Here is a 23664-nt window from a genome sequence, read left to right on the forward strand (position 1 = left end):
GTGGTTAGAAAGAGATACCATAGCCTAAAGTCCCCCGAAGTTCGTTATAGCGTTGCTCGGCAACACCTGTGTTTGATTTTAGATACAGCAATTGCAGGTTCAGATTCTGGCGTTTCGCGATCTGATAACCAGCATTAGCCGAGGCATTAATGACTTGCCCATTCACGATTTGGCCGGTGAGGTCGGGCTGCTGGTTGATCAGGTAGCTGGCAGTGGCCGATGCGCTTACTTTATTGTCAAGAAAGCTTTTGGTGATGCCCAGAGTGGGGCCGTAAAATTTTGTTGACATACCCTGAGCCAGATTGGCCTGCGTATACGAAAGCATCAGGTTACCGCCCAGTCCGTTTTTGACATGCTGGTAGAAATAGCCCAGATTCAGGTTTGTATTCGTGTTGTTGGTGAAGGCGGCTGTCCGCTGGTTGAGATCGCTAAGTTGCTGGCGTGTCGCCGAGAGCGTAAACAGATTGACAACGTCTTCGTTTTGAATCGTGTATCGGGTATTGATCGTTGCCGAAAAATTGTTTTGCGCCAGCCGAACTGTGTCAATAACTGGCCGAAGACCGGCTTGCTGACTGATTCCGTAATTTGACAGCTGAACGTCGAGGCCAAAGGCCGTAGCCGGGTTGTAGGCGACTACCAGCGACCCAATTGTTCGGCCTGTGCGTGCGTTTTTGTTATTGGCCAGGTTGTCATACTGGATACCGTAACTGCCCGAAAGCCGCAATTTTCCATCCAGTAAAGTAAGGCTAGGCACAATCGCGTAGCTTTCAATATCACTCTGGAAATAGTAGGCCCCCATGGTCTGGAAATTGGGGTCGATCCGCTTATACTGTAGTTTGATTCCGGCGTTTTTTGTTCGGTAACCAATGGTCGCCTGAGTCGCCTGGGTAAGTTGAGTCGACAGTCGGGGAGTGAACAGGTTACCAAAGAACCGCACAATCGAATTTCGGCCTTCCGCCGATACTTCTGTACTCCGTACATCACGGGTATAGGCGCTCAGGGCGCCATCTAACTCAACCGTAATATGTTTGAGAATCAACATCCGGGTTGTGATACCGACCACCATATTTTCGGCGGGTGCAACGGTTTGAGAAACCGACTGTGGTGCTGATACAATGGAGGCCGAATCGTCCTTTGCGCGAAGCATGATCAGGTCAACGTAGTTGCCGGAAGTGCCATAGCCTACCTTCACGGCATAGCCTGTACGTTGATAGGCCGAAATAATATCGGGCTCAGCCAGATTTGTAGAGATCGCTTTGTTGAATCGACCATAAACGGCCCCCAGTCGTAGCTTGCCAGGATTGAGTTCAACCCCACCCCCCAGAAAAGTATGCCCGGCCAGCGTAAAAGGCGAGAAACTAACATTGCGGTAACCCGCATGGGCAGTGACCCATTTGTAAGTTGGTGAAACACCGAATTGATTAAAAGGCTGTCGAAAGCTATTGCCCTGATTGCCCAGCACCGCCGAAAACGGTAATGATATGCCGCCCGGCAATGCGACGGTTACGGAACCGCTCAGGCCGAAGGGCGAGGTTTGGTTTCGGGCAGCAATTCCGCTGGCCATATAGAAACCTGTATAAGCATTCAGGCCGCCCGATACCTTTACCGGTACTGATTTGGAAGTTGGTAAATAGGTCTGAGCCAGGGTTGGAAAACTCAGCCAAAACCCGCAAAGGACAAGTAGTAAAGTTGAGCGCATTGCCTGACACAGGGTTGAGTGTAGTATCGAAAACCTGTGTCAAAACTACCTACAGCCCGAACGCCCATCAATCGGATAAATGTATGATAGGGAAACTACGTACGGCTATAATTTATTTGTAACGTGCTGATTGTTAGGTGGCTGAAAGATGAATAAACAGACCTTTGTTTTAGCTGGTACGTAGTTTTACCCAAAGGTTTCCTGCGGATAGCAGGCACGCAGCTATTCCTGAATAATCATACTATAGGTTGATCACTGGAAATGGCTGTTCATCTGGACCTATATCTGAATGAATTCAGGTGATTCAACAGCGGTTAAAAACTCACCTGCATACCCTGCACCGATGGATTGAGCAGTTGCATGGCCGCCGACGAAGAAAGGAATTCACTATCACCCATTAGTTCGTTATACGCTTTCTCCTGTGCCGGAGTTTTGGTAACCGGGGCTGCCAGCGAAATAGATAGAAACGATTTCTTATCTGACGACGTCAGTTTTCCCCCTTGCCAACTGGATACCATACCGCCGTAATCCCATTCGAAGCCCCAGATTTTGAAGGGTTTACCGTTTCGTTTTTCCAACTCTTTTAACGTCGTGCCAATGCGTAACCCGCTGGCAGTGACCCAGCGCGTGGGGGCAACGTCTGGAATAGGCAGCCCTTCATCGTCGAACCGTTTCGGGCGAATAAGAACGGTTTGGGGGCGGGTTCGCTTCTCATTATCAGTAAAAATAACCTGTACTTCATCGGCTGTACCTTTATAAAGCGTAGCGCCCAAAAACTCTTCGCCTTCAGCCCCGTATAATGTATCGCCTACCGTAACGACGGATGGCCCAAGAAGGCGGAGCAGTTCGGCTTCGGAGGTCGACGGTCGGATGGGGCCAACCTGTTTGCCGGGTACGATTAAAAAGTCGTCGGCTAAGCCCTGATCGGGATTATTGGGTTGAGGAGAGACCACTGCCTGCGAATCGACCTGCGGTTGTTTGGCCGCCTGATCGGTTGTTGATCGTTTCGACTGGCAGGCTGTTAAAGCAGCACTCAGTAGCAAAAACAGTTGTAGAGATCGGAGAGGCATAAGCGGTTTTATGGTAAGGAAATAGATTCATCAGATGGGGGCAAAGGCCTTCAGAACAGCGACATGTTAAGAACGGATGTCGGAAATGAAGCGCGAAAATCTTCAGAAAGCATAGCCCAGACTAACCCCCGTTCGGAGGTCCAGCATCAGGTAATCCCGGCCAGAATCGGACGTTACAGCACTATAGCGCATTGTATGTTGAAAGCTGGTCAGCGCATCCGGCATGAAACCTCCACCATGAACCAGCTCCAAAACAAAACCTCGTTTTAATACCCACATATACCCAACAGTTAACCCAAAGCCGATGGATTTAACTCTGATTTCATCAAGTTCACTGGTTTTATTAGGCCCAGCCCCAATTTCATTAACGTACCGCAACGACCGGACTTTTAGATACGGATTGATAAAAAAGCCGCTTGGGTGCTCTTTAGCCATTAGTCTTGACAGTTTCGCCGTATAAAATTTACCTTCTATAGTGGCATTGACAAACTGTTCATCCTTCGAAACAATGCCAAACTGCCACCACCGAATACTGGTACGGAGGGCAAAACGCGGGGTCAATGCCCGCTCGTAAAATACGGAAATAGGAGCCAGGAAGTTCGTTTTCAGAACGTTCGGACGGCTCCATAGCCGGGTTGAGTCCTGAGCCAGAACCGGGACAAAAGCAGGCGAAAGACTACACAACAGGAGCAACAGGCGGATTATAGTAAAATGCATAGTCGATGGGAAGGAAGGTGGTGTGGTTCCAATTTGTGGGCTTCTCTAAGAAAGTCCTGATTCACTTGGTTTTTATTCTAGCCATCTCCATCATCACTTGTTTAAGCGCTTCGTTGAGATTGGCAATACCGCCGGTTCTTGACAGGATGCGCTTCTGTCAGCATGTCACTGTATAAATCATCTAAAACGAGGAAGAAAATCGGGAGATTCATTCAGGTAATTCAGGAATAACCCGTTTACTTGAACAGGCCTGTTTTCAATGCTTTCGCTACTGCTTCGGACTTTGAGTTGACGTGGAGTTTTTCGTAGATGTTGACAATGTGCGTGCGAACCGTACCCATGCTGATGTTACAATGGTGCGCGATAAGTTTATAGCTATCGCCTTCCACCAGTCGCCGGAGTACCTCGTTTTCTTTGTCGGTCAGCAGAAATGCATCGGTCTTGGGTTGCCGAAAGGCTTCCAGTACCTTCAGCGCAATGGAAGGCGTCATGGCTGCTCCTCCATTTATCACTTCCCGAATGGATTCAATGATTTTATCGGCGGGTGTTTTCTTTAACAGATAGCCAACGGCCCCCGCCGAAATGGCAGCAAAAATTCGTTCAACATCCTCAAAAACGGTTAACATAAGTATTTTAGGGCGTGTTGTCTGTTGCCGGATGAGTTTAACGGCCTCAATTCCAGTGCGACCGGGCATGTCGATGTCCATCAAAATGACATCCGGCTGATTGTATAAAACGTCTTCAACGGCCGTAAGTGCGTTGGGGTATTGACCAGTCACAATCAGGTCGTCGGTTGCATCGAAGACCAGCGCCAGCGTTTCACGAAGGGAGTCATTGTCGTCGAAAATTGAGACGCGAATCATAGAGTTATATAGTTTCTACATTTACTTTAAATGTGCCATTTGTCACGACAACTTCCCGTTTTTGCTGTGTGTTGTAGGTCTTCATCGAGAAGGTTCCTTCAAGGACAGTTCCATCAAATTTTGTAACAGTTACCGTGCCCGTTCGCCCCTCTTTATTGGCAAATGTGGTGTTTGTTTTTACGTCAATGTAATTCCCTGTACTACCCGTTTTACTAATGTCTACCAGCATTATGGTGCTCGTTCCGGTGAAATTTACCAGCGTGAAACCCATCATGTGGACACTGTTATATCCAACCAGAGTCAGGTCTTTAGTGGCTTTGTTATAGGTTGCTGTCGCCTGTTCCGACGTAAACGCTTGCCCATCGACCTGAGCTGTCATAACGCTCGTACTGGCTGGCGTAACAGCATCGTCTTTTTTACTACAAGACAGCAAAACAATGGCTAAACAAAGTATACAGGTGATTTTGAGCGATTTCATAAGGTAGAAAAATTTGTCTGAAAAGCGACACGAACAGCCTGTTTGACCGTCGTTGCTTATCTGACAAAAATACCGTGCCCACTAATGCGGGTAAATCGGATAAATGTATGACTCTCACTGATCAACGACCAGTTGCAGACGAGTTCCCTGTCCTGGCGATGAGTGTATTTTCAATATACCGCCCATCGCTTCGGCCCGCTGCTTCATGCTGCTCTGGCCAGTACGCTGGCTTGGCTGGGCCGGATCGAATCCCCGGCCGTTATCCTCAATCAGGACTTGAAGCTGGTTGTTTTTCCGCTCAAACCGGACAGTAGCCTCGGTGGCTTCTGAGTATTTAATCAGGTTATTAATCGCTTCTTTACCAATCAGGTACAAACTCCGTCGAACCTCCATCGAAATCGGTACGGCATATAAAGCCGGGTCTGTTACGAACGAAAATCGAATATTCTTCGACTCCATCAAAGGTTGCGCGTACTCCTGTAGCCGTAAAGCGATCCGTTGTAAGGAGTCATTGCCTGGGTTTATAGTCCAGATAATCTCGTCCATAGCCTCCAGAATCTGTCGGGCGTCGGTATTGATTTTCTGAACTGCCCGCTCAACCGATTCGGGACGTTTTTGGGCGATGAGGCTATTGACCATGCCGCTTAACAGAGAGATACTGCTCAGTGTGCTGCCCACTTCATCGTGTAAATCGTGGGCAATTTGTTTCCGTAAACGCTGAGCTTCTTCCAGCCGGTGGAGACGGGCCCGATTCAGTAACCACGCGCTTATGGCCGCACCTAATAATAAAAGCAAGGCACCGCCAATCAGTAATCCGTTGGTTTGCAATCGCTTATTGATCAGTTCTTTTTCGCGAAGCTGTGCCTGCTGATGAAGCAGTTTGATTTGTTGTTCTTTCTTTTCGGCTTTGTATTGGGCAACAAGCCGCTGAACTTCGGCGCTGGTACGAACGGCAGTAGTCGAGTCAATCTGTTTATTCTTTTCGAGTTGGAAGACGTAAGCCTGCTGAAAATTTTTCATCCCGCCATAGAGGTCGGCCAGCCCCTGCGTATAATCGGCAATCCTCTTTTTGTTACCGATCTCGGTGGCTAGGTCTAGCGCTTTTTTCAGGTGCTTCTCGGCAGGTGTGTACTGCTTTAGTTCTTCATAAATCTGCCCCAGATTAAAATAAGCGGTGGCCATACTCGCTTTATTCTGTTGTTTTTGGGCGATAGCTAAAGATCGTTCCACAAAGGGAAGGCCTTCCTGAGGGCGTTTTGCTAATTTGAGAGCCAGGCCAATATTAACCAGAATATCGGCCTGGAGTAGGGCAAACTGAATTTCTGTAGCATGCTTCAAAGCCAGTTTATAGTAAGTCAGCGACTTATCATACCGTTCCAGTCCATCATAACAAACACCAATGTTATTCTCGATAATAGCCATACCACTGGTATTTTTTTCCACATGCATCAACGCCAGCGCCTGTTGATAGTAAGAAAGGGCCTCTCTGGGCTTATTTAGATCTCGATAAGCGTTGCCAATGCCCCCATACGTAGTGGCAATCCGTGGCTGTACATTATACTGTTCCTGAAGGCGCAATGAGCGAAGTTCCGTCGCAACTACCTGATCATATTGCTGTAGTTTGCTCAACGCTGCGGCTACGTTTGATATGGCACCACAAATAAAACGTGGGTTTAGTTTATAGTTTTCGGCTGCTGTCAGCGCTCTCTGAAAATAGTCCAGTGCCTGCTGGTGTCGACCCGTCAGGTAGTATATCGACGCCCGATTGGTATAGGCTTTGGCTAATCCCATACCGTATTGAAGCTGAGTGGCTAAGTGTTCCGATACCTGCAATACGGAGTCCGCTTTTGTATAGTCAGGATTGGCGCCCGAATGAAGTTCGCGGCCCATTACATTCAACGCACGAACATAATTTGTGTCTTTACTGGTGTGGTGTTTTAAATAAACGACAACCGAATCAAGTGTCTGCGGCACCTGTGCAAAGGCATCAGGTAGTCCACTGATCTGTAAACCAACCAGTAATACAGCAATCAAGTAGCCGTGTTTCATCTTGTTCTATAGAGTCAAAACACTAAATATTAATGAATTATCAGACAATTAAAAATTCATTTAGGTATCGGTCATTTGGACTAAACTGAACTAACTTGTTTGGGGTAATTGTGTAAATAAGATCGCAAAAACACAGTGCCTACTCCGTTTAGATCACTTATCGATTCCTTTGCAGGTAATCAACAGGAAATCATTCCGGTTTTGGAAACGAATATATTAAGGGTTCTACTTCTGCCAGTTTTTCGTTAACACCTGTTCCGCTGGCTTGCCTTGGGGGCTGTATTGGTCGCGCTCCCGGTGACGTGGCTCAATCTCCAGAAACCATTTCCACAGAAAACCACCTGCAAACCACGGTTGTGGCCAGACCGCTTCGAGCATGGCTGCGTAGGCGTTGGCCTGAGCTGCTGGATTAGCCTTACAGTCAGTCTCAGACTCCCACGGACGTTGGGCTGTGTGATCGCAGCTTCGATAGCCGAATTCCGTAAATAGAATCGGTTTCTGCCATTGACTGCTCATTTGCTGCAATACGGTGAGGTGTTTTTTCCAGCCTCTGGTCAATTCACCTATCGATGGTTCCCGCTTATCGGAAATCGGGAAATAGGCGTCTACACCAATGAAATCCAGCTGTTGCCAAAATGGAATCTGTTCGTATCGGTCCCAGTTGGCTGCGTAGGTCAACTGTCCTTTGTAAATCTGTCGTACCTGCTTGATCAGGCCTTGCCAGAAGGCAGGCCGGGCAACGGCGAAACGGTCAAGCTCGGTTGTGATGCAGTACAAGTCAATGTGTAAGGAGTCCGCAATTTTGGCGAAATGCAAAATGTACTGCGCATAATCGTGCTCGAAACTTTGCCAGTCGGCTTCTGTCGAAAACTCAAGATCGAGGTGAGAGCCGCCCTGCATCCAGACGTGTGGCTTAAGCATCGTTTTCAGCCCCTGCTTCCGGGCCATCTGCACCGTTCCGGCTACGCCCGCCGTTGTTTCACCCCACCATTGCCACTTGCTCTGTTCCTTCCTGTTTTCGCTGAAGAAAAAATGTGGATCATTTTTTTTGCAGAAACCATACGGCACAATCGCAACCCATTCGCCACCAATAGCCCTAACGGGTGCCAGTGCCAGCGAGTCGGGTTGGCGTGGAGGAGCGACCAGATTGACCCCTTTGAATTTATGGCCAGCATACTGAAAGGGCGGCTGAGTCTGGCAGCTTATAAGAGCGCATAAAATCAAAAAGAAGCGATTGACCATAGGAGAGGCAAGTAAATTACATCGGAAAAAGGATTTATCTTATTCCTAACTACCCGTCAACTACATTCGAGTATGCAACGAATTGCCATTAGCCTGCTTGTCCTCTTTATTATTGGTGGTTCTGTTGCGCCAGAACCACCTACCCACTTCAAACGCTATTTTGTAGCTGCCGAAAGTTACGAATCCGTGGGCGTTTTTGATGTCGATAAAAATGATACACTCGACCTTGTTTCCGGTGATTTCTGGTACGAAGGTCCCAATTTCCGACGCCGTCATCTGATTGGTAACGAACCACGAAAAGATCAGTATTACGACGATTTTTCGACCATTCCAATCGATGTAAACGCCGATGGCCGGATCGATTTTGTGACGGGTGGCTGGTTTGATCAAACGCTTCGCTGGGTCGAAAATCCGGGACCTGTTAAAGGCAATCCCACCTGGCCGTTGCATGAGATCGGTAAAGTGGGCAACGTTGAAACAACGCGTGCCTGGGATATCGATGGCGATGGCACCGTTGAAATTGTGCCTAATAACCCGAATCACCCCTTGAAATACGTCAAATTAACGAGTCCGGGCGTATTCAAAATGGTGACGATTGCCCCAACGCAGGGCCACGGCCTGGGATTTGGTGATATCAATGCCGACGGCCGGGGCGACTTTATTGTGAGCGATGGCTGGCTCGAAGCACCCGCTGACCGGGAAAGCGGCCCCTGGACATTACACAAGGAGTTTGCCCTCGGTACGGCTAGTGTACCCATAATTGTCGCTGACGTGAACGGCGACCGGCTTAACGACCTCATTGTTGGACAGGGGCACGGCTACGGCCTGCATTGGTACGAGCAAGCTAAGGATGGAAAAGGGCAGCGCAGTTGGACCAAACACCTGATTGACGATAAAAACTCACAGTATCACTGCCTCGAATGGATCGATATTACGGGCGATGGTCGTCCTGATCTGGTTACGGGTAAGCGTTTCCGGGCGCATAATGACAACGATCCGGGCAGCTATGATCCCGTTGGCCTCTATTATTTTACCTGGGACAATGGCCGCAAGCAATTCGTGAAACATGATATTGCCTTTGGAGAGGCCGGTGTTGGCAAGGGAACGGGTATTTATTTCGCCGTTGCCGATTTGCACAAAAACGGCCGAAATGACATCGTCGTGGCCGGAAAAGACGGATTAGTAGTATTTTTTAATGAAAGTGCTCGAAAAAAATAAGCTATATTTAATCTATCTGTATTGGAGTTTATTGTATTTTTATCATTCGTATAGTTCAGAAGGCTGGCTTGCCACCGTTCCGCGATTTACGATTGACTGGATTGTGGAACCCTTGCGAGCCAATCTTCTGAGGTTTAGAAAACTCCTCTTCAGAAACGTATTGGCTTATGCAGCGTGCTCAATTGAAAGAATTCTATGGCTATGGTCTAATCCTGATTGTGTTAGCAGCCGTCCAGATTTATTCCGTTTATGTGGCTACGACCACCGATTTATCACTCACCTGGAAGCATTATCTTGGTTTTGGAGCAACGGCTCTGGCGGGTATTCTGTGGGCATTTCGAAAGCCACAGTACTTATTCTACGCCCTGGGACTGACGTTCGTGCTGGGTTATGAAAACCTGCTGGGTTTTACGCCAACGCTCGATTTTACGTCAACACAGTATTATGTCAACAGCACGCCATTGCCGGTATCCTATCAGGATTTTTCAATGTACATGCTCCTGATCTGGGCGTACGTTGCCAACGGTCGCCTTCGGACAATGGTGCAGTCTTTGTTTGTGAGAGGGTAAGAATGAGAAATGGGTAACTAAGCAGAATGTTTCCGCTCAGTTACCCATTTACTCAATCACTTTTATTAGGCTGTCAGCGACCAGCCTTCGCGGTATTCGCGTTTTACAAACTGGTTGGCTTCGTCGAGGTTGGTAATTTTCATGTTTTTACCATCCCACATCAGTTTCTTACGGCCAGGATACGTAAAGCCTTTTCCGTCGGCTCTGGCCTGACGAAGCGTATAGCTGCGAATGGCCAGGTTACCCATCAGAACCGATTCCGTAAGCGGACCCGAAAAATCGAACGAAGAGGTAAGTGCTTTGTGCTCTTTGCTATTGAAACCGGCTTTGCAGGCTTCTGTCCACAGCACCTGGTGACCGTTTTCGGGCAGAGGCTTGCTTCCATCGGCTGGTTTGGGTTTCGGATCGCCTACTATTTTCTGGCCATCTTTGGTGTAGAGTTTTGGATCTTCACCATACATGCCACAAATCAGTAAGCCTTTATCGCCGTGGATGAGCACACCGTTTTCGCCATTTTCGGGCATCGGTTCGCCCTCGGGCAGCATATCGGGGCGGAACGGACGAATACCACCATCTTCCCAGATCATTTTTACGACCGATTTATTTTTGGCCGTTGCCGGGAATTTTAATTCCACGTGCGACGATGGCGGACATCCTTCCGGAATATACTCCGGTGTCCAGTCTTTCAGGAATACCTGACCGATACTGGTTTCAACCTCGGTTGGGTAGCCAAGTCCGAGAACGCGGAAAGGTGTATCCATGATGTGGCAACCGATGTCGCCCAGCGCACCTGCGCCAAAATTCCACCAGCCGCGCCATTTGAATGGGTGATAGGCAGGGGTGTAACCCACTTTTTGAGCTGGTCCGAGCCAGAGATCCCAATCCAGATCAACGGGGGTTTCGCCAGCTGGCTGTGGCACCGGAATGCCCTGAGGCCAGACTGGACGGTTTGTCCAGAGATTAACGGTATGCACCGTTCCCAGGAGCCCTTTGTCGAACCACTCCACCATTTGTTTCTGCTGTGGGTTCGACGAGCCCTGATTACCCATCTGCGTAACGACTTTGTATTTACGGGCCGCTTCGGTTAGCATCCGGGCTTCATAAATGTTGTGTGTCAGGGGCTTCTGCACGTATACGTGTTTTCCACGCTGCATCGCTGCCATGGCCACAACTGCGTGTGTATGGTCGGCTGTCGAAACGGTTACGGCATCAATGGTTTTGCCTTCTTTATCGAGCATTTCGCGGAAGTCCTTATAACGTTTCGCGTTGGGGTGCTTCGTGAAATTTTCTTTAACGCGGGCCAGTCCCCAGTCTACATCGCAAAGGGCTACAATGTTATTGGCACCGTTGTTATAGGAATTGTTGGTATCGCTAAACCCTTTACCGCCGAAACCAACACCCGCAATGTTGAGCTTGTCGCTGGGAGCGATAAAGCCCTTGCCGCCCAATACATGACGGGGAACAATCAGGAAGCTGGTGGCGGCCAAAGCGCCGGCCTGAATGAATTGACGCCGTGACGTACCCCCTTTATCTGGAGTTGGCGAATCCACCGCACCGGCAATCTGGCCGGGCGTTGAGTTGTCTGGTTGATTCATAAAATGAGTATTGAACTGATCCATTTTACAAAAGCGAATCGACTCCTTTTTATACCCCCAACGCAATGTGTTTTTTTGGTTAAATCACGGCAAGCATCGATCAACACTAATTAATCCATTTTTACCACAACCGCTCAAATCGTTTAAATGTATAACGTTCAAGGTCTTCGCAGTGAGCAGGGCGTAGGCACATGCACAAAGTTTGCTCAATGAATAACGGCCACTTACTAATGAAAAATGGCACAACCTGTGATCCTCCAGCTAAAATCGTTTTTTTGAATGATTCAGATTAGGAGCAGCTGGTAAGGGAGCGGTTAACAAGTGCTGGAACCACCGCCCCGATGCTTTTATGATTCGTTTCTGAGTCCGGAAATCGACATAGACCAGTCCGAAACGAGGGCGATAGCCTTCGGCCCATTCAAAATTGTCGAGAAATGTCCAGGCAAAATACCCGGCTACCGGTAAGCCGTCACGTTTAGCCTGCAATACCTGTTGGAGGTAATTCTGGTGGTACTCCAGCCGGGCCAAATCGTTTACGGCACCATTCTGGACCGTATCATAAAAAGCCGCGCCACTTTCAGTAATGTAGATTTTTTTGACTCCCTCATAACGTCCGAACTGCTGAATAATCCGGTACATACTTTCAGGATACACTTCCCAGCCCATTTCTGTGATCGTTGGCACGCTGCGCCGGAGGGGCGATACCTGAGAAGCCCACAGGTAGGGCATAAAATAAGAATGCTCGACCACAGCCCGGAAATAATGTTGCAGGCCAATAAAATCGAAGTCAAATGCGAGCCGCTCCATATCGCCGGGTTTAGCTACTTTTTTGGTAATACCAGCCAGAAACGGGAGTTCTTTGTCTGGGTAGCCCAGGCCAAGAGCCGGTTCGATGAAGAGCCGGTTCAGGAGGGCATCAACACGGGCGGCTGCGGCCACGTCGCGGGCCGAGTTCGTAAACGGATCGATAGGTGAACATGAAAAGGTGGTGCCTACGTGCGCTCCCGGCACGTTTCGCCGAACGATGCGACCTCCTTCGGCCTGTGCCAATGCTGTATGATGAATAACAGGAAGCAGATTCCGGAAACTACGCCGACCGGGCGCGTGCTGACCCGTAAAGTAACCCAGAACGGAGAAGGCCAATGGTTCGTTCAGGATAATCCAGTGCCTGACTTTATGACCAAAAGCTTTGGTGCAAATGTCCACAAATTCGCCGAACCAGTCCACAACACTGCGGTTTGGCCATCCTCCCTTGTTTTCAAGAGCCTGCGGTAAATCCCAGTGGTAGAGCGTAATCCAGGGTGTTATATCGAGGGCCAGGCAATGATCGATCAGTCGACCATAAAAGGCCAGTCCCGCTTCGTTTAAGCGCCCCCCCTGGCTAGGTCCAACACCATCGGGTAGAATGCGTGACCATGATAGTGAAAATCGAAAAGCGTCGAAACCTAATTCTTTGTGTAACCACAAATCGGATTCGTAGCGGTCGTAGAACTCACAGGCAGTATCAGCTGTTTCGCCGGTTTTGATTTTTCCTTTCTGTCGACTGAACGTATCCCAGACGCTTGGCGAACGGCCATCGCGGTCAACAGCTCCTTCAATCTGATAGGCGGCCGTAGCGGTTCCCCAAACAAAATCAGGGCCGAAGGTATGGCGATCGAAACCCGAATAATCGGTCAATTGGTGCAATAGATTGGTACGTACTTAAAATTTTGGGCAAAGGCAGAGGCCATGCCAAAATTAGCGGTTAGCCGGTAATAAAACACGCCCATCAGATTAACAAATTAATCGGATGGGCGTGTGATCAATTAAAGGTTATAACTAGCCGCGACGACCATAGGGCGCATTGCGAGGACCGGATTGTTGTTGGGCAAATAACCGGTCGCGTTGAGCCGACGTTAATACGGCCAGCATGTCCTGACGTTTACGAAGCTGAAGCTGGCGAAGACCGTCGGGTGTCAGACGAGAGGTGGTCATCATACGATCGTAATTATCTTCGATTTTATGCAACTGCTTTTCCTGACGACGCGATAATCCGACTATAGCGTCGATACGATCAATTTTCAGATCGTCCTGATATTGGTCTCTATCGTAACGAGTGCCTCCGTATTGAGGAGCACGGTTGTCAAAAGGTTTTGAATATACGCGTTGAGCCAGGGTTACACCGGTCGAAAGGGCGAAGAAAGTAAGGGCGGCTGCGATTGTCTTTTTCATGGTCAGTAAGTGTTTTTTGTGCGTTACTGATTCTTAGAAGCTAATCAGGGCCCTGCGTTTAATGGACCTATAGGCACTTCTGGATGAATGCCGTTTTTAGATTGCTGAATCGCCCGAAGCCGTTTCTGAATCCCTGTTGGGTATAGTCGGTCAACTTAAATACTTCGCCAAAACGCTATTTCCTCACTTATTGGCAATCGTATTGGGAAGCTGGATCGGGCTTGCCGCTCTAGTATGCGTATTCGGAGGGTTGATCATGGCCTTTATAATTTTTTGCCTATCTGCTCCCAATAGGTGGAGCAGATGGTCGGCAGCGAGACAGGCTTTTAGCACTGTTTTGAGATGTGTAGATAGAAGAAAATCCTATTGAGCAGGGTGATGCGTTAAGCGTACATCAGATTACAAATGAAAGATAGTGTGGATAGGTAAGTTTACCGTACTGTAAATTTAGGCTGTTGGCTGTCCGGAAAGCAACGGGTAATTTCCCATTCGTGTCCTGATAATCACCCTTTTTTGTGAATCAAACTCCGCTAAACAGGATTAGATTCCTGCCGTTTTCGATGTGCCATGGCCTGTGCGATAATACTGGCCACAATGAGTTGGAGCGCATGGTACATCATAATGGGGAGCAAGGCTACACCCGCTATATTGCCCGGGAAAAGAACATTCGCCATTACGCTGCCCTGCACCAGCGATTTTTTTGATCCGCAGAATAAGGCCGTGATGCGGTCTTCACGGCTAAAATTGAGTGATTTGCTCAGTAAGGTGATAAGCCCGAAGATGAGAAAAAATAGCCCGAGCAGAAGAGCTGCCAGCCAGAGCAGATCGCTTACCGAATAGTTGGCGAACAGGTTGAGGGAAAAGGATTCGCAGAAGGCCGTGTATACAATAAGCAAAATGGTGAACTGATCGAAATACCGTAGATAGAACTTATTCCGTTCGGCAAACCATCCCAGTCGACGGTTGAGCAACAGACCCAGTATAACGGGTACAATCACCTGTAAGGTTAGTTTCCAGATAACACCAGCCAGATCATATTGACCAGTTGTGCTGGTCAGCAGAAAACTCATCCAGACAGGCGTAATAAATACACCGATCAGGCTGGAAATGCTGGCATTGAAAATAGCCGCCGGAATATTACCCCCCGCGATCGACACCATCACGACCGACGACGAAACCGTAGACGGTAACGCAGCGACGTAGAAGATGCCGAGCCACAATAACTCGGTGTCGGGCGTCATCAGGAGCGATCGTGCCGTTAAGACAACCGCAGGAAAAACAATAAACGTGGTTACGTGAATGACCAGGTGAAGCCGGTAATTACGAAGGCCAGCTCGTAGCTGATCGAAATTCAGGCGCAGACCGTAGAAAAAAAAGATCATCGAGACGCCATAGTTTGCGAGCGATGATAACGAGAACGGGCCTTCCTGAATGCCGGGGCCAGGCCAAAGCTTCGCCAGCCCGATCATTGCCAATAAAGCAAGTATAAACCAATCGAGCCCGACGCGGGCCAGGAGTGTGCCTAACGAATTTTTTGCCATACAGATTGGTAACTGGCTTAAAGCCGGTTTCGTTTCTGTCAAGCCACTTCGTTTTGCCTATCTGGAAAAAGTTCAATAAGGCTGGATAAAGAAAAAAGGCTAATCAGTTGATTTAGAGGTTTTACGCTCGTAAACTGATTAGCCTTTCTGTGAAACTGGAGCCTCCTACGGGATTCGAACCTGCGACCTACGCATTACGAATGCGTCGCTCTACCAGCTGAGCTAAGGAGGCAATGTTTAATGAACAATGAATAATTTATTGCCAATTGACATTATTCATTTTTTTATCGGGTGCAAATATAACAGGCCGGAATTTAATAACGCAACTATCCGTTCTATTTTTGGTAAATTTGCAGCATGATTTCCATTACGAACCTCTCGTATTATTTGGGTAGCCGGGCTCTCTATGAAAATGCCTCGCTCCACATCAAACCCAACCAGAAAATCGGCCTGATTGGCCTGAATGGTACTGGTAAGTCGACATTGCTCCGTATTATCAACGGTGAATATCAGGCCGATGGGGGTGTTATTTCTAAAGCAGGTGATGTAACAATCGGCTTCCTGAACCAGGATCTGCTATCATATCAGACGGATGATTCGATCCTGTCGGTAGCCATGCAGGCATTTGCCCGTCAGAATGAATTGCAAAAACAGATCGACGAGTTGCTCCACGAAATGGAAACCAACTATCGCGATGAACTGGTCGATAAACTGGGTAAAGTACAGGAAGAGTTCGACGCTCTGGATGGTTATACGATTCAGTCCAGAGCCGAAGAAATCCTGGAAGGGCTAGGCTTCTCGACCGACGATTTACATAAACCGTTAAAGTTGTTTTCGGGTGGCTGGCGAATGCGGGTTATGCTCGCTAAACTGCTCTTGCAAAAGCCGTCGCTGCTGATGCTTGATGAGCCAACCAACCACCTGGACTTACCCTCGATTCAATGGGTCGAAAAATACGTTCAGAATTACGAAGGAGCCGTGATCGTGGTTTCTCACGACCGCGAATTTATTGATAATGTGGTCGATACCATTGTTGAAGTATCGGGTGCAAAATTAAATTATTATGCCGGTGACTACTCCTATTATATGGAGGAAAAGGCGCTGCGAAATGAGATCCAGAAGGGCGCTTTTGAAAACCAACAGGCAAAAATCCGGCAAACGGAGCGGTTTATCGAACGGTTTAAAGCGAAGGCATCAAAGGCCAAACAGGCACAAAGCCGGGTTAAACAACTCGAACGGATGGAGCTTGTCGACGATGTGATCGACAGCAATGCCCGGGTAAACTTTAAATTTAACTTCTCGCAGCAACCGGGCCGTCATATCTTGCACTTAGATGATATTTCGAAAGCTTACGGCGAAAAACGAATTCTGACCCATTCCACCGCTCGGCTCGAACGGGGTGATAAAGTTGCCTTGATTGGCGCAAATGGACGCGGAAAGTCAACGCTGCTGCGGATCATTTCGGGTTCAGAACCCATTGAGGGAGAGCGGGTTCTTGGCTACAATGTCTCGTTTAGTTTCTATGCCCAGCACCAGCTTGAATCACTACGGGTAGAGGATTCGATGCTGGACGAACTCAAGCAGGCAAACCCAACCAAATCGGACGGCGAACTGCGTGGTGTACTGGGATGCTTTCTGTTTTCGGGCGATGACGTTTTCAAGAAAATCAAAGTGCTGTCGGGGGGCGAAAAATCGCGGGTGGCTTTGGCAAAGGTGTTGCTCTCACAAGCCAATTTCCTGCTGCTTGACGAACCGACCAACCACCTTGATATGCAGTCGGTAAACATTCTGATTCAGGCGTTGCAGCAGTACGAAGGTACGTACGTAGTTGTTTCACACGACCGATATTTCGTGTCGCAGATTGCCAACAAAATCTGGTATATCGAAGACGAACAGATTAAAGAATACCCTGGCACCTACGACGAATACGAGTGGTGGCAGGAAGAACGCAAAGCGCAGGGCTTACCAACAACGAAACAACCCGTTGACACGTCAAAAACACTGCCAGTAGCCAGTCCGGCACCGGCTACAAACGGCCATGCGCTCAATGGAAATGGCAAGTCAGCTACCAATGGGCGGGTTTCGGAGGAGGAACGGAAAGAATGGCAGAAGACGCTCAAGAATCTGAATCGTCAGGCTCAGGAGTCGGAAACTAAAATTGCTCAGCTGGAAGATCGAAAAAAATGGCTTGAAACCGAGCTTGCCAATCCAGCCACTTATGGCGACGATAAGCTGATGCAGGCCAAAAATGACGAGTATCGGCACATAATTGCCCAAATCAACCAACTCCAGGACGAATGGGAATTAGCCATGCTGGAAGCTGAAGAATGGGAAAAGAAACTGGCGTAACCCGCTAACTTATATTGGTTTTATGCAACAACAGCCGGAAGGATCAACTTTCCGGCTGTTGCTTTATATCGTGTGGAACTAAGCGCCGAACCTCACATATAAAAAGAAAGCGCCACCGGAAACAATTACCCAACTGATAAGTGCCAGCAGGGTAGCCGCGCTGGTTTTAAGGTAGTTGACTGGCTTTTGGTAGTTCAGGAACTGGTAATAGGCAACCGTTAAGTAGATTAGTTGAAACAACAGTAACGACCTATTTAAATAAGGTAAATAGTCCCTGAAAAGCAGTCCCAGTGCTAAGGTCAAAACAATACTGAATAGCGAGAAAAAACTCGAAAAGAAAACCTGAGCGACTAAATGCTCGGCATAGTTGATGCCGGTTCTTCGGAAATAGAGCCAGAAAACGAATGCAAAAAGTGGTATGGCGGCTAGACCAACGATGTTGATGTTTTCTTCGATGAAAAGCACGGCCTGCCGACGGCGCATCACATAAGGTAATCGCTCTTTAGTGACAGTTGGCTTTAGCTGTTGCGTCGTTTGTCGCTTATCCGGATAATTGATCGTATAGGGTTTTATCAGAATATTGACGGATAAATTGAGCCCCAGCACCAGTAAGAGAAACGAGAACGGATTAAAGTACTTTTTACGCTTCTTCTCCAGTATGTATTCTCGGGCCGTAACACCCGGCTGAATCGTCAGATTTTTGATCAGCGAGAGAACACTTTTATCAACGCTGAAAATGGCCTGAAAAAACTCGTCGAGAATATGTAGAAGCTTAAAGCGGGGCAAATGCGCCGTCTGACCACAGGTTGGACAATGGATAAAATGATTTTCCAGATCAGTCGAGCAATTTGGGCACTTCTCCATGCATGACAGGTTGGCTTATAAGCTCCTAGTTTTCTGCAATCTGGGCTAAATTAATGAGTTAGTCAATTCCCCACTGTTCTCATTGATGACGATGAAACAAATAAAATTTTATCTATATAGTATATCTATAATATAATTATATTTTATTTGTATTATGAAGGGCGACTACAAAAAGGGGCGAGGAGCGCAGTTCAATACAGCAAATTCATTTTCAACTCACCAGTATGAGCCGGATGAGCTAAGCTGGATAGACGACGATTTGCCTAAATCTGTTCTCAAAACGACGTTTTTTGAGGAAACCCCGAAGCAAATTATTAGCCGCCCTAAAAGCCCGGATATTGGCTTTGTTGCTTCAATAAATCCGTACCAGGGGTGCGAACACGGTTGCATATATTGCTATGCCCGCCCAACGCATGAATACTGGGGTTTTTCGGCCGGATTGGATTTTGAAAGCAAAATAATGGTGAAAAAAAACGCACCTAAGCTGCTCGAAAAACAATTTCAGGCCCGTTCGTATAAGCCAGTAGTGATCCATTTTTCGGGAAATACGGACTGTTATCAGCCCGCTGAACGGGCTTATCAGTTGACTCGGCAGATGCTTCAACTTTGTTTGCACTACCGAAATCCGGTGTCGATCATTACTAAAAATGCCCTGATTCTTCGCGATCTGGATATTCTGAAGCCGCTTGCTGAACTGAATCTGATCAGTGTAGCCATATCGATTACAACGCTAAATGAAGACCTGCGCCTATTGATGGAACCGCGTACAGTTACCGGTTCGCAGCGGATGCGTACACTGAATACGTTGCATAAATCGGGGATACCCGTGGGCGTTATGACCGCACCGATTATTCCCAGCCTAAACGATCATGAGATACCTAAGCTTGTGGAGCAGGCGGCTGAACGGGGTGCTTGTTGGGCTGCTTATACAGTTGTGCGGCTTAATGGGGCACTTGGGCCGTTGTTTACAGATTGGGTCAAACAGACTTTTCCCGATCGTGCCGATCGTATTCTCAATCAGATTGCTGATTGTCACGGAGGGCAGCTCAACGATTCACGCTTCAGTGTACGTATGTCGGGTGAAGGGCAATATGCACAACACATTGCGCAACTGCATCGAATTGCCTGCCAGAAGTACCTTGCCGGACGCAGACCACCCCAACTGACGACGACTTTATTTCGACCAGCCGGCCAGATTAATTTGTTTGAGTAATTCGTATTCGGGCACTCATTACGAATTGCCACAACTCTTCCGTCCTCCTTTTTTACTTCAATTTCGCGACTTGTGCTTCGTAACGTTTTGTGTCCAGCTTTGCAATCCGGGCAATGCTTAACCCTTTCTGAGCATTACTCCGCGCTTCGGATTTCTGGCCCATTTTCTGATAAGCTAGGGCTAGTTCATAATACAGGTCAGCTACCTGTTGGGTATTTTGTTGGGCAGGCATGACCAGTTTGATACCATCAGTTGCCCAAACAGGCATCAGGGGAAGGTAGGAATCGTCGGTAGCTTTCTCGTTGAAATAGTGCATCAGGTAGGCATAATCGGCCAGGCTGATTCGGGGTGACTGTTTTCGGTACTCATTGAAGCGCTGGACGGCAGCCGCCGTATTTCGGGCTCGTAAATGAGCATCCAGTTCTTTTAGCAACGTACGGGCTGAGGCTTCGGTGGCGGGTACGCCTAATCCAACCATATATTCCCGCATCTGGATAACCTTGGCAGCCGAATAACTATCACCCTTTGCGCCGTATAAGGCTCGGAAAATAATGCCTTCGCCCGCTTCTTTTACGTCCTTCGCCGGATATTTCGCTGAAAATTCGGTGAGATGACCAAAGAAATAGGTTGCCAGTGGATTGTCGATATCGTCGGTGAGCCGTTGCAGAACATAGAAACCAGCCTGGCTTGTAATATCCTGTGGTAGAACCAGCAGCTTAGCCAGCGCATCGTTCACCTGATGTAATTGGGCTGTGTCTTTGGTTGTTTTGGTGTATTTGCCAAAGTTGGTCAGAAAGCCCAGATCGCGGTCACCTGCCTGAAATCGTGCCGCATAACCCGATGTATTTTGCTTCGGATCGAGGGCTGTTCGACCGTGTTGAATTACTTCATCAATAAACTCTGCTTTAGTAGGACGTTCGGCGGGCATTGCAACGTGCATAAGTTTGCCATTCATATCCAGAAAAAGCAAAACGGGAAACTCGGGGTATGTAAGGCCTTTTTCTTTTTGTACAATTTTCGATTCCGGAGAATTGGCTTCTGCTTTCCAGCTGATAAAATTAGGATTGAAAAAATCACCTACCTGCTTTTCAGTTAAAATTGGAGCCAGCGCTTCGCAGTGCGGGCAACCGGTCAGATAGATTTCTATAAATAAAGGCTTATGAGCCGTTTTGGCAGCGGCAACCGCCTGCTGAAAGGTTCCATTCAGAAAGCGAATCCCTGGCTGAACTTCTTTGGCAGATTGACTATAAGCACTCCCGAAACTGAGCCATGCTGCCCAAAAACAAATGATGAAGAATCGGTGAAGTGGTATGGATTGGTGTACCATGAACAGGAATGTAAAATGAATAATCAGAACAGGTTTTTACAGAGCTAAACTAGCTATTGATACAGGCCTTTCGCCAAAAGCCGTGCCCGGTTACCTATCAGGCTAAATCAAACCACCGTTCGCGGTTGCGGTGGCACGGCTTTTGGCGAAAATCCAATGATAGTAAGTATATCAATTTCTCCTGACTCTGCAAAAGTGATGCCTGTCTGTTCGATTAGCTCCCAATCAGTGTATAGCTTCAGAAAAAGATCGAAGCTCAGTCCATAGTTGGTATTTTATTGGAAAATGTTTTACTATTTCTAATAAAGTTATATTTGATTGATTTTTTCAACACGTCATGGAAACAACTGTACTTCAAGACCAGCCCTACAAAACGCTTGTACATTTCTTCTATGAATGGGAACGATCACAGCCCTATAAAGTCTTTCTGCGCCAACCGGTAGGTGATCATTTTATCGATATTACCTGGGGAGAAGCCGGTCGGCAGGTACGGATAATGTCCACCTATCTGAACTCGCTCGGTTTGCCGCCCAGGAGTAATATAGGACTCGTTTCCAAGAATTGTGCACATTGGCTTATCGCCGATATGGCGATTCTGATGAGTGGACACGTATCAGTGCCTTTTTATCCGACATTGACCGGCCCGCAATTAGGGCAGGTGCTTGACCACAGCGAATGCAAGGTCTTGTTTGTTGGCAAACTGGACGATTGGGCGTCTATGAAAACTGGTGTTGATGATAACGTCCATAAAATTGCTTTTCCATCCTATTCACCGGACAAGCCGTCAGTCGATAGCGAAGCTACTCAATGGAATGATGTCATGGCGAATTATGCGCCCATGAAAAGCAATCCGGTGCCGGCATTGGCGGATTTATTTACGATTATCTACACATCTGGCACAACTGGCAATCCGAAAGGGGTTATGATTACCTACAATGCCATGGTGCAGGCAATCGATAAAACCCATCGCCAGATGGCTCATGATCTACCCGAAACACGTTTTTTCTCGTACCTGCCGTTATGCCATATTGCCGAGCGGAATATAGTTGAAGCGACCAGCATCGCTACCGGCGGAACCGTATATTTTGCAGAATCGCTGGAAACCTTTGCCCGAAATCTGGCGATTGCCCGTCCGACTCATTTTCTGGCCGTACCCCGAATCTGGACACGTTTCCAGATGGGCGTTCTGGCTAAGATGCCACAGAAAAAATTAGACTGGATCTTACGTATACCAATTCTGTCGGGCATTGTTGCCCGTAAGATTCGAAAGGGCATTGGCCTCGATGATGCAAAAATAATTCTAACAGGTGCTGCGCCCATGCCACTCTCGTTGCTCCTGTGGTTTCGGCGATTAGGTATTCATATCCAGGAAGCTTATGGCATGACCGAAAACCTGGGGGCGGTATCGATGATGCCTCCTGACCAGATTAAAGACGGGACCGTAGGACGCGTGAATGAGGGGATGGAGGTGCGTACCGACCCTATTACTGGTGAGATCATGACACGTTCGCGGTGGAATATGGTCGGTTATTATCGGGAACCAGCCCTGACGGCAGCAACCCTGAAGGATGGTTGGCTGTATACGGGCGATGTGGGTGAGTTGGATGAGGATGGTTTTCTGAAAATCACCGGCCGGGTTAAGGAAATGTATAAGAGTCCCAAAGGGGAATACATTGCGCCTGCGCAGATTGAATTTGGCTTTGCTGATAATAACAACATCGAACAGATCTGCGTAACGGGACAGCAGTTGCCGCAACCGATAGCGCTGGTTGTTCTTTCGGAGGCCGCCCGAAAAACAGATCGGCCGACGATAACGCAAAGTCTGGAAAAAACGCTTACAGGCTTGAATCAGCGGGTGCATACCTACGAAAGAGTCAGGAAACTCATTGTTGTAAAAGAACCCTGGACCGTTGAAAATAATCTGATGACGCCCACCATGAAAATGAAACGTAACATTATTGATGCCCACTACGGCACCTACTATGAACCCTGGTTTAGCCGGGAAGAAGTGGTAGTCTGGGAAGAATAAATCGGGAAGGAGCTACATTTTCTCCAGCATGGCGTTACGAAGATCCGTGTAGCAGGCTTCCCAGGCTGTTCGAACAGTATCGTTCCAGTCTCTTCCTAAGCCTTGTTCCAGCGTCCATAAAAGAGATTGTCCTACCGCGTCAAAATGTTCGGACTTAACACCATAGCCTTTGTGGCGCTGGGCTAACAGGGCAATTTCTTCGGTTACCGTTTCGCGGTCAAGACGAGTGATGATCAGGCTGAGCATATCAACTAGTTTTTGGTATTGACTTTCCATTTTGCCGGGGAACAAGGGCCGCAACGCGGGATAGCGCATAAATAACTGCCCGTAAAACACTTCTCCCAGTAAAGCTGGGTTAATAGCCCGAAGGAGCCTCCAGCTCTGCTTAACAACTATAAATTGCTGGGGTGTCATTTTCGTTCTCATCGATTAGGTATATATATAGGTTGCGATTTCGCACTATAAAAGACCGATGATCCGCCCCGGTAACCAATTTTTTAGTCACGAATCGTCAGTTTTGGGGTACCAACCGTTGTGGGTCTATCGGTAGTGGCCTGCAAACAATTCGTGAGTCCGTTTGCGGCATTCGTGGCCTGTTCGCTACGATTCAGGATTGAAAAATTGTTCATA

20 protein-coding genes and 1 tRNA gene are annotated in these 23664 nt (G+C 48.0%); 5 read left to right on the forward strand and 16 right to left on the reverse strand.

The window, feature by feature from the left end:
• Nucleotides 1-4: 4 nt before the first annotated feature.
• The 7 genes from G8759_RS08815 to G8759_RS08845 form a co-directional block, all read right to left on the reverse strand.
• Nucleotides 5-1699 carry a hypothetical protein gene (locus tag G8759_RS08815; RefSeq protein WP_167207097.1) on the reverse strand — a complete coding sequence of 565 codons (1695 nt, stop codon included), beginning with the start codon at nt 1697-1699 and terminating at the stop codon, nt 5-7.
• A gap of 314 nt (nt 1700-2013) precedes the next feature.
• The gene (locus G8759_RS08820) at nt 2014-2769 is read right to left on the reverse strand and encodes a hypothetical protein (RefSeq protein WP_167207099.1); all 756 of its coding nucleotides are present in this window, start codon (nt 2767-2769) and stop codon (nt 2014-2016) included.
• A gap of 102 nt (nt 2770-2871) precedes the next feature.
• On the reverse strand, nt 2872-3486 hold the full coding sequence (locus G8759_RS08825; protein WP_167207101.1) for a DUF3575 domain-containing protein: 615 nt from the start codon (nt 3484-3486) through the stop codon (nt 2872-2874).
• 236 nt (nt 3487-3722) lie between these two features.
• Complete coding sequence (locus G8759_RS08830; RefSeq protein ID WP_167207103.1) at nt 3723-4349, reverse strand: response regulator transcription factor; 627 nt, start codon at nt 4347-4349, stop codon at nt 3723-3725.
• A 4-nt stretch (nt 4350-4353) separates the two neighbouring features.
• Nucleotides 4354-4827: a DUF6252 family protein gene (locus G8759_RS08835; protein ID WP_167207105.1), complete on the reverse strand. Its 474-nt coding sequence runs from the start codon at nt 4825-4827 to the stop codon at nt 4354-4356.
• Between the two features lie 114 nt (nt 4828-4941).
• Complete coding sequence (locus G8759_RS08840) at nt 4942-6876, reverse strand: tetratricopeptide repeat-containing sensor histidine kinase (protein ID WP_167207107.1); 1935 nt, start codon at nt 6874-6876, stop codon at nt 4942-4944.
• Nucleotides 6877-7101: 225 nt separating this feature from the next.
• Nucleotides 7102-8118: a glycoside hydrolase family 113 gene (locus G8759_RS08845; protein WP_167207108.1), complete on the reverse strand. Its 1017-nt coding sequence runs from the start codon at nt 8116-8118 to the stop codon at nt 7102-7104.
• A gap of 72 nt (nt 8119-8190) precedes the next feature.
• Between G8759_RS08845 and G8759_RS08850 the strand changes: the two genes are divergently transcribed.
• Nucleotides 8191-9336 (forward strand): FG-GAP repeat domain-containing protein, encoded by a 1146-nt coding sequence (locus G8759_RS08850; protein ID WP_167207110.1) that lies wholly within the window; start codon nt 8191-8193, stop codon nt 9334-9336.
• A gap of 167 nt (nt 9337-9503) precedes the next feature.
• Nucleotides 9504-9905 (forward strand): hypothetical protein, encoded by a 402-nt coding sequence (locus G8759_RS08855; protein WP_167207112.1) that lies wholly within the window; start codon nt 9504-9506, stop codon nt 9903-9905.
• Nucleotides 9906-9970: 65 nt separating this feature from the next.
• On the opposite strand, the gene G8759_RS08860 is transcribed toward G8759_RS08855, so the two are convergent.
• The 5 genes from G8759_RS08860 to G8759_RS08880 form a co-directional block, all read right to left on the reverse strand.
• Nucleotides 9971-11500 (reverse strand): Gfo/Idh/MocA family protein, encoded by a 1530-nt coding sequence (locus tag G8759_RS08860; RefSeq protein WP_167207114.1) that lies wholly within the window; start codon nt 11498-11500, stop codon nt 9971-9973.
• A gap of 261 nt (nt 11501-11761) precedes the next feature.
• Nucleotides 11762-13186 (reverse strand): GH1 family beta-glucosidase, encoded by a 1425-nt coding sequence (locus G8759_RS08865; RefSeq protein ID WP_197933110.1) that lies wholly within the window; start codon nt 13184-13186, stop codon nt 11762-11764.
• A 132-nt stretch (nt 13187-13318) separates the two neighbouring features.
• Nucleotides 13319-13711 carry a hypothetical protein gene (locus tag G8759_RS08870; RefSeq protein ID WP_167207116.1) on the reverse strand — a complete coding sequence of 131 codons (393 nt, stop codon included), beginning with the start codon at nt 13709-13711 and terminating at the stop codon, nt 13319-13321.
• A 530-nt stretch (nt 13712-14241) separates the two neighbouring features.
• Nucleotides 14242-15252: a bile acid:sodium symporter family protein gene (locus G8759_RS08875; protein WP_167207118.1), complete on the reverse strand. Its 1011-nt coding sequence runs from the start codon at nt 15250-15252 to the stop codon at nt 14242-14244.
• Between the two features lie 156 nt (nt 15253-15408).
• Nucleotides 15409-15484: transfer RNA gene (locus G8759_RS08880), tRNA-Thr, on the reverse strand.
• A gap of 125 nt (nt 15485-15609) precedes the next feature.
• Here G8759_RS08880 and G8759_RS08885 point away from each other — a divergent pair.
• The gene (locus tag G8759_RS08885) at nt 15610-17601 is read left to right on the forward strand and encodes an ABC-F family ATP-binding cassette domain-containing protein (protein WP_167207120.1); all 1992 of its coding nucleotides are present in this window, start codon (nt 15610-15612) and stop codon (nt 17599-17601) included.
• Nucleotides 17602-17679: 78 nt separating this feature from the next.
• Here the strand turns inward: G8759_RS08885 and G8759_RS08890 are convergent, their stop codons facing one another.
• Nucleotides 17680-18465 (reverse strand): DUF3667 domain-containing protein, encoded by a 786-nt coding sequence (locus tag G8759_RS08890; RefSeq protein ID WP_167207122.1) that lies wholly within the window; start codon nt 18463-18465, stop codon nt 17680-17682.
• A gap of 154 nt (nt 18466-18619) precedes the next feature.
• Here G8759_RS08890 and G8759_RS08895 point away from each other — a divergent pair, with 154 nt between their 5' ends.
• Complete coding sequence (locus G8759_RS08895; RefSeq protein ID WP_167207124.1) at nt 18620-19678, forward strand: PA0069 family radical SAM protein; 1059 nt, start codon at nt 18620-18622, stop codon at nt 19676-19678.
• 52 nt (nt 19679-19730) lie between these two features.
• Here G8759_RS08895 and G8759_RS08900 read toward each other — a convergent pair whose 3' ends face one another.
• Nucleotides 19731-21005: a thioredoxin family protein gene (locus tag G8759_RS08900; RefSeq protein WP_167207126.1), complete on the reverse strand. Its 1275-nt coding sequence runs from the start codon at nt 21003-21005 to the stop codon at nt 19731-19733.
• A 337-nt stretch (nt 21006-21342) separates the two neighbouring features.
• Between G8759_RS08900 and G8759_RS08905 the strand changes: the two genes are divergently transcribed.
• Complete coding sequence (locus tag G8759_RS08905) at nt 21343-23034, forward strand: AMP-binding protein (RefSeq protein WP_167207127.1); 1692 nt, start codon at nt 21343-21345, stop codon at nt 23032-23034.
• Nucleotides 23035-23046: 12 nt separating this feature from the next.
• Here G8759_RS08905 and G8759_RS08910 read toward each other — a convergent pair whose 3' ends face one another.
• Both G8759_RS08910 and G8759_RS36160 read right to left on the reverse strand, forming a co-directional pair.
• Nucleotides 23047-23460 (reverse strand): globin domain-containing protein, encoded by a 414-nt coding sequence (locus G8759_RS08910; protein ID WP_232074184.1) that lies wholly within the window; start codon nt 23458-23460, stop codon nt 23047-23049.
• A gap of 71 nt (nt 23461-23531) precedes the next feature.
• Nucleotides 23532-23663: a hypothetical protein gene (locus tag G8759_RS36160; protein ID WP_262890653.1), complete on the reverse strand. Its 132-nt coding sequence runs from the start codon at nt 23661-23663 to the stop codon at nt 23532-23534.
• Nucleotide 23664: the final 1 nt, after the last annotated feature.

Source organism: Spirosoma aureum (assembly GCF_011604685.1).
In the GTDB taxonomy this organism is placed as follows: domain Bacteria; phylum Bacteroidota; class Bacteroidia; order Cytophagales; family Spirosomataceae; genus Spirosoma; species Spirosoma aureum.

What these genes read in the sequence shown, in the direction of transcription:
- G8759_RS08815 (WP_167207097.1), bottom strand. Translation starts at nt 1,699, where the DNA reads ATGCGCTCAACTTTACTACTTGTCCTTTGCGGGTTTTGGCTGAGTTTT.
- G8759_RS08820 (WP_167207099.1), bottom strand. Translation starts at nt 2,769, where the DNA reads ATGCCTCTCCGATCTCTACAACTGTTTTTGCTACTGAGTGCTGCTTTA.
- G8759_RS08825 (WP_167207101.1), bottom strand. Translation starts at nt 3,486, where the DNA reads ATGCATTTTACTATAATCCGCCTGTTGCTCCTGTTGTGTAGTCTTTCG.
- G8759_RS08830 (WP_167207103.1), bottom strand. Translation starts at nt 4,349, where the DNA reads ATGATTCGCGTCTCAATTTTCGACGACAATGACTCCCTTCGTGAAACG.
- G8759_RS08835 (WP_167207105.1), bottom strand. Translation starts at nt 4,827, where the DNA reads ATGAAATCGCTCAAAATCACCTGTATACTTTGTTTAGCCATTGTTTTG.
- G8759_RS08840 (WP_167207107.1), bottom strand. Translation starts at nt 6,876, where the DNA reads ATGAAACACGGCTACTTGATTGCTGTATTACTGGTTGGTTTACAGATC.
- G8759_RS08845 (WP_167207108.1), bottom strand. Translation starts at nt 8,118, where the DNA reads ATGGTCAATCGCTTCTTTTTGATTTTATGCGCTCTTATAAGCTGCCAG.
- G8759_RS08850 (WP_167207110.1), top strand. Translation starts at nt 8,191, where the DNA reads ATGCAACGAATTGCCATTAGCCTGCTTGTCCTCTTTATTATTGGTGGT.
- G8759_RS08855 (WP_167207112.1), top strand. Translation starts at nt 9,504, where the DNA reads ATGCAGCGTGCTCAATTGAAAGAATTCTATGGCTATGGTCTAATCCTG.
- G8759_RS08860 (WP_167207114.1), bottom strand. Translation starts at nt 11,500, where the DNA reads ATGAATCAACCAGACAACTCAACGCCCGGCCAGATTGCCGGTGCGGTG.
- G8759_RS08870 (WP_167207116.1), bottom strand. Translation starts at nt 13,711, where the DNA reads ATGAAAAAGACAATCGCAGCCGCCCTTACTTTCTTCGCCCTTTCGACC.
- G8759_RS08875 (WP_167207118.1), bottom strand. Translation starts at nt 15,252, where the DNA reads ATGGCAAAAAATTCGTTAGGCACACTCCTGGCCCGCGTCGGGCTCGAT.
- G8759_RS08885 (WP_167207120.1), top strand. Translation starts at nt 15,610, where the DNA reads ATGATTTCCATTACGAACCTCTCGTATTATTTGGGTAGCCGGGCTCTC.
- G8759_RS08890 (WP_167207122.1), bottom strand. Translation starts at nt 18,465, where the DNA reads ATGGAGAAGTGCCCAAATTGCTCGACTGATCTGGAAAATCATTTTATC.
- G8759_RS08895 (WP_167207124.1), top strand. Translation starts at nt 18,620, where the DNA reads ATGAAGGGCGACTACAAAAAGGGGCGAGGAGCGCAGTTCAATACAGCA.
- G8759_RS08900 (WP_167207126.1), bottom strand. Translation starts at nt 21,005, where the DNA reads ATGGTACACCAATCCATACCACTTCACCGATTCTTCATCATTTGTTTT.
- G8759_RS08905 (WP_167207127.1), top strand. Translation starts at nt 21,343, where the DNA reads ATGGAAACAACTGTACTTCAAGACCAGCCCTACAAAACGCTTGTACAT.
- G8759_RS08910 (WP_232074184.1), bottom strand. Translation starts at nt 23,460, where the DNA reads ATGAGAACGAAAATGACACCCCAGCAATTTATAGTTGTTAAGCAGAGC.
- G8759_RS36160 (WP_262890653.1), bottom strand. Translation starts at nt 23,663, where the DNA reads ATGAACAATTTTTCAATCCTGAATCGTAGCGAACAGGCCACGAATGCC.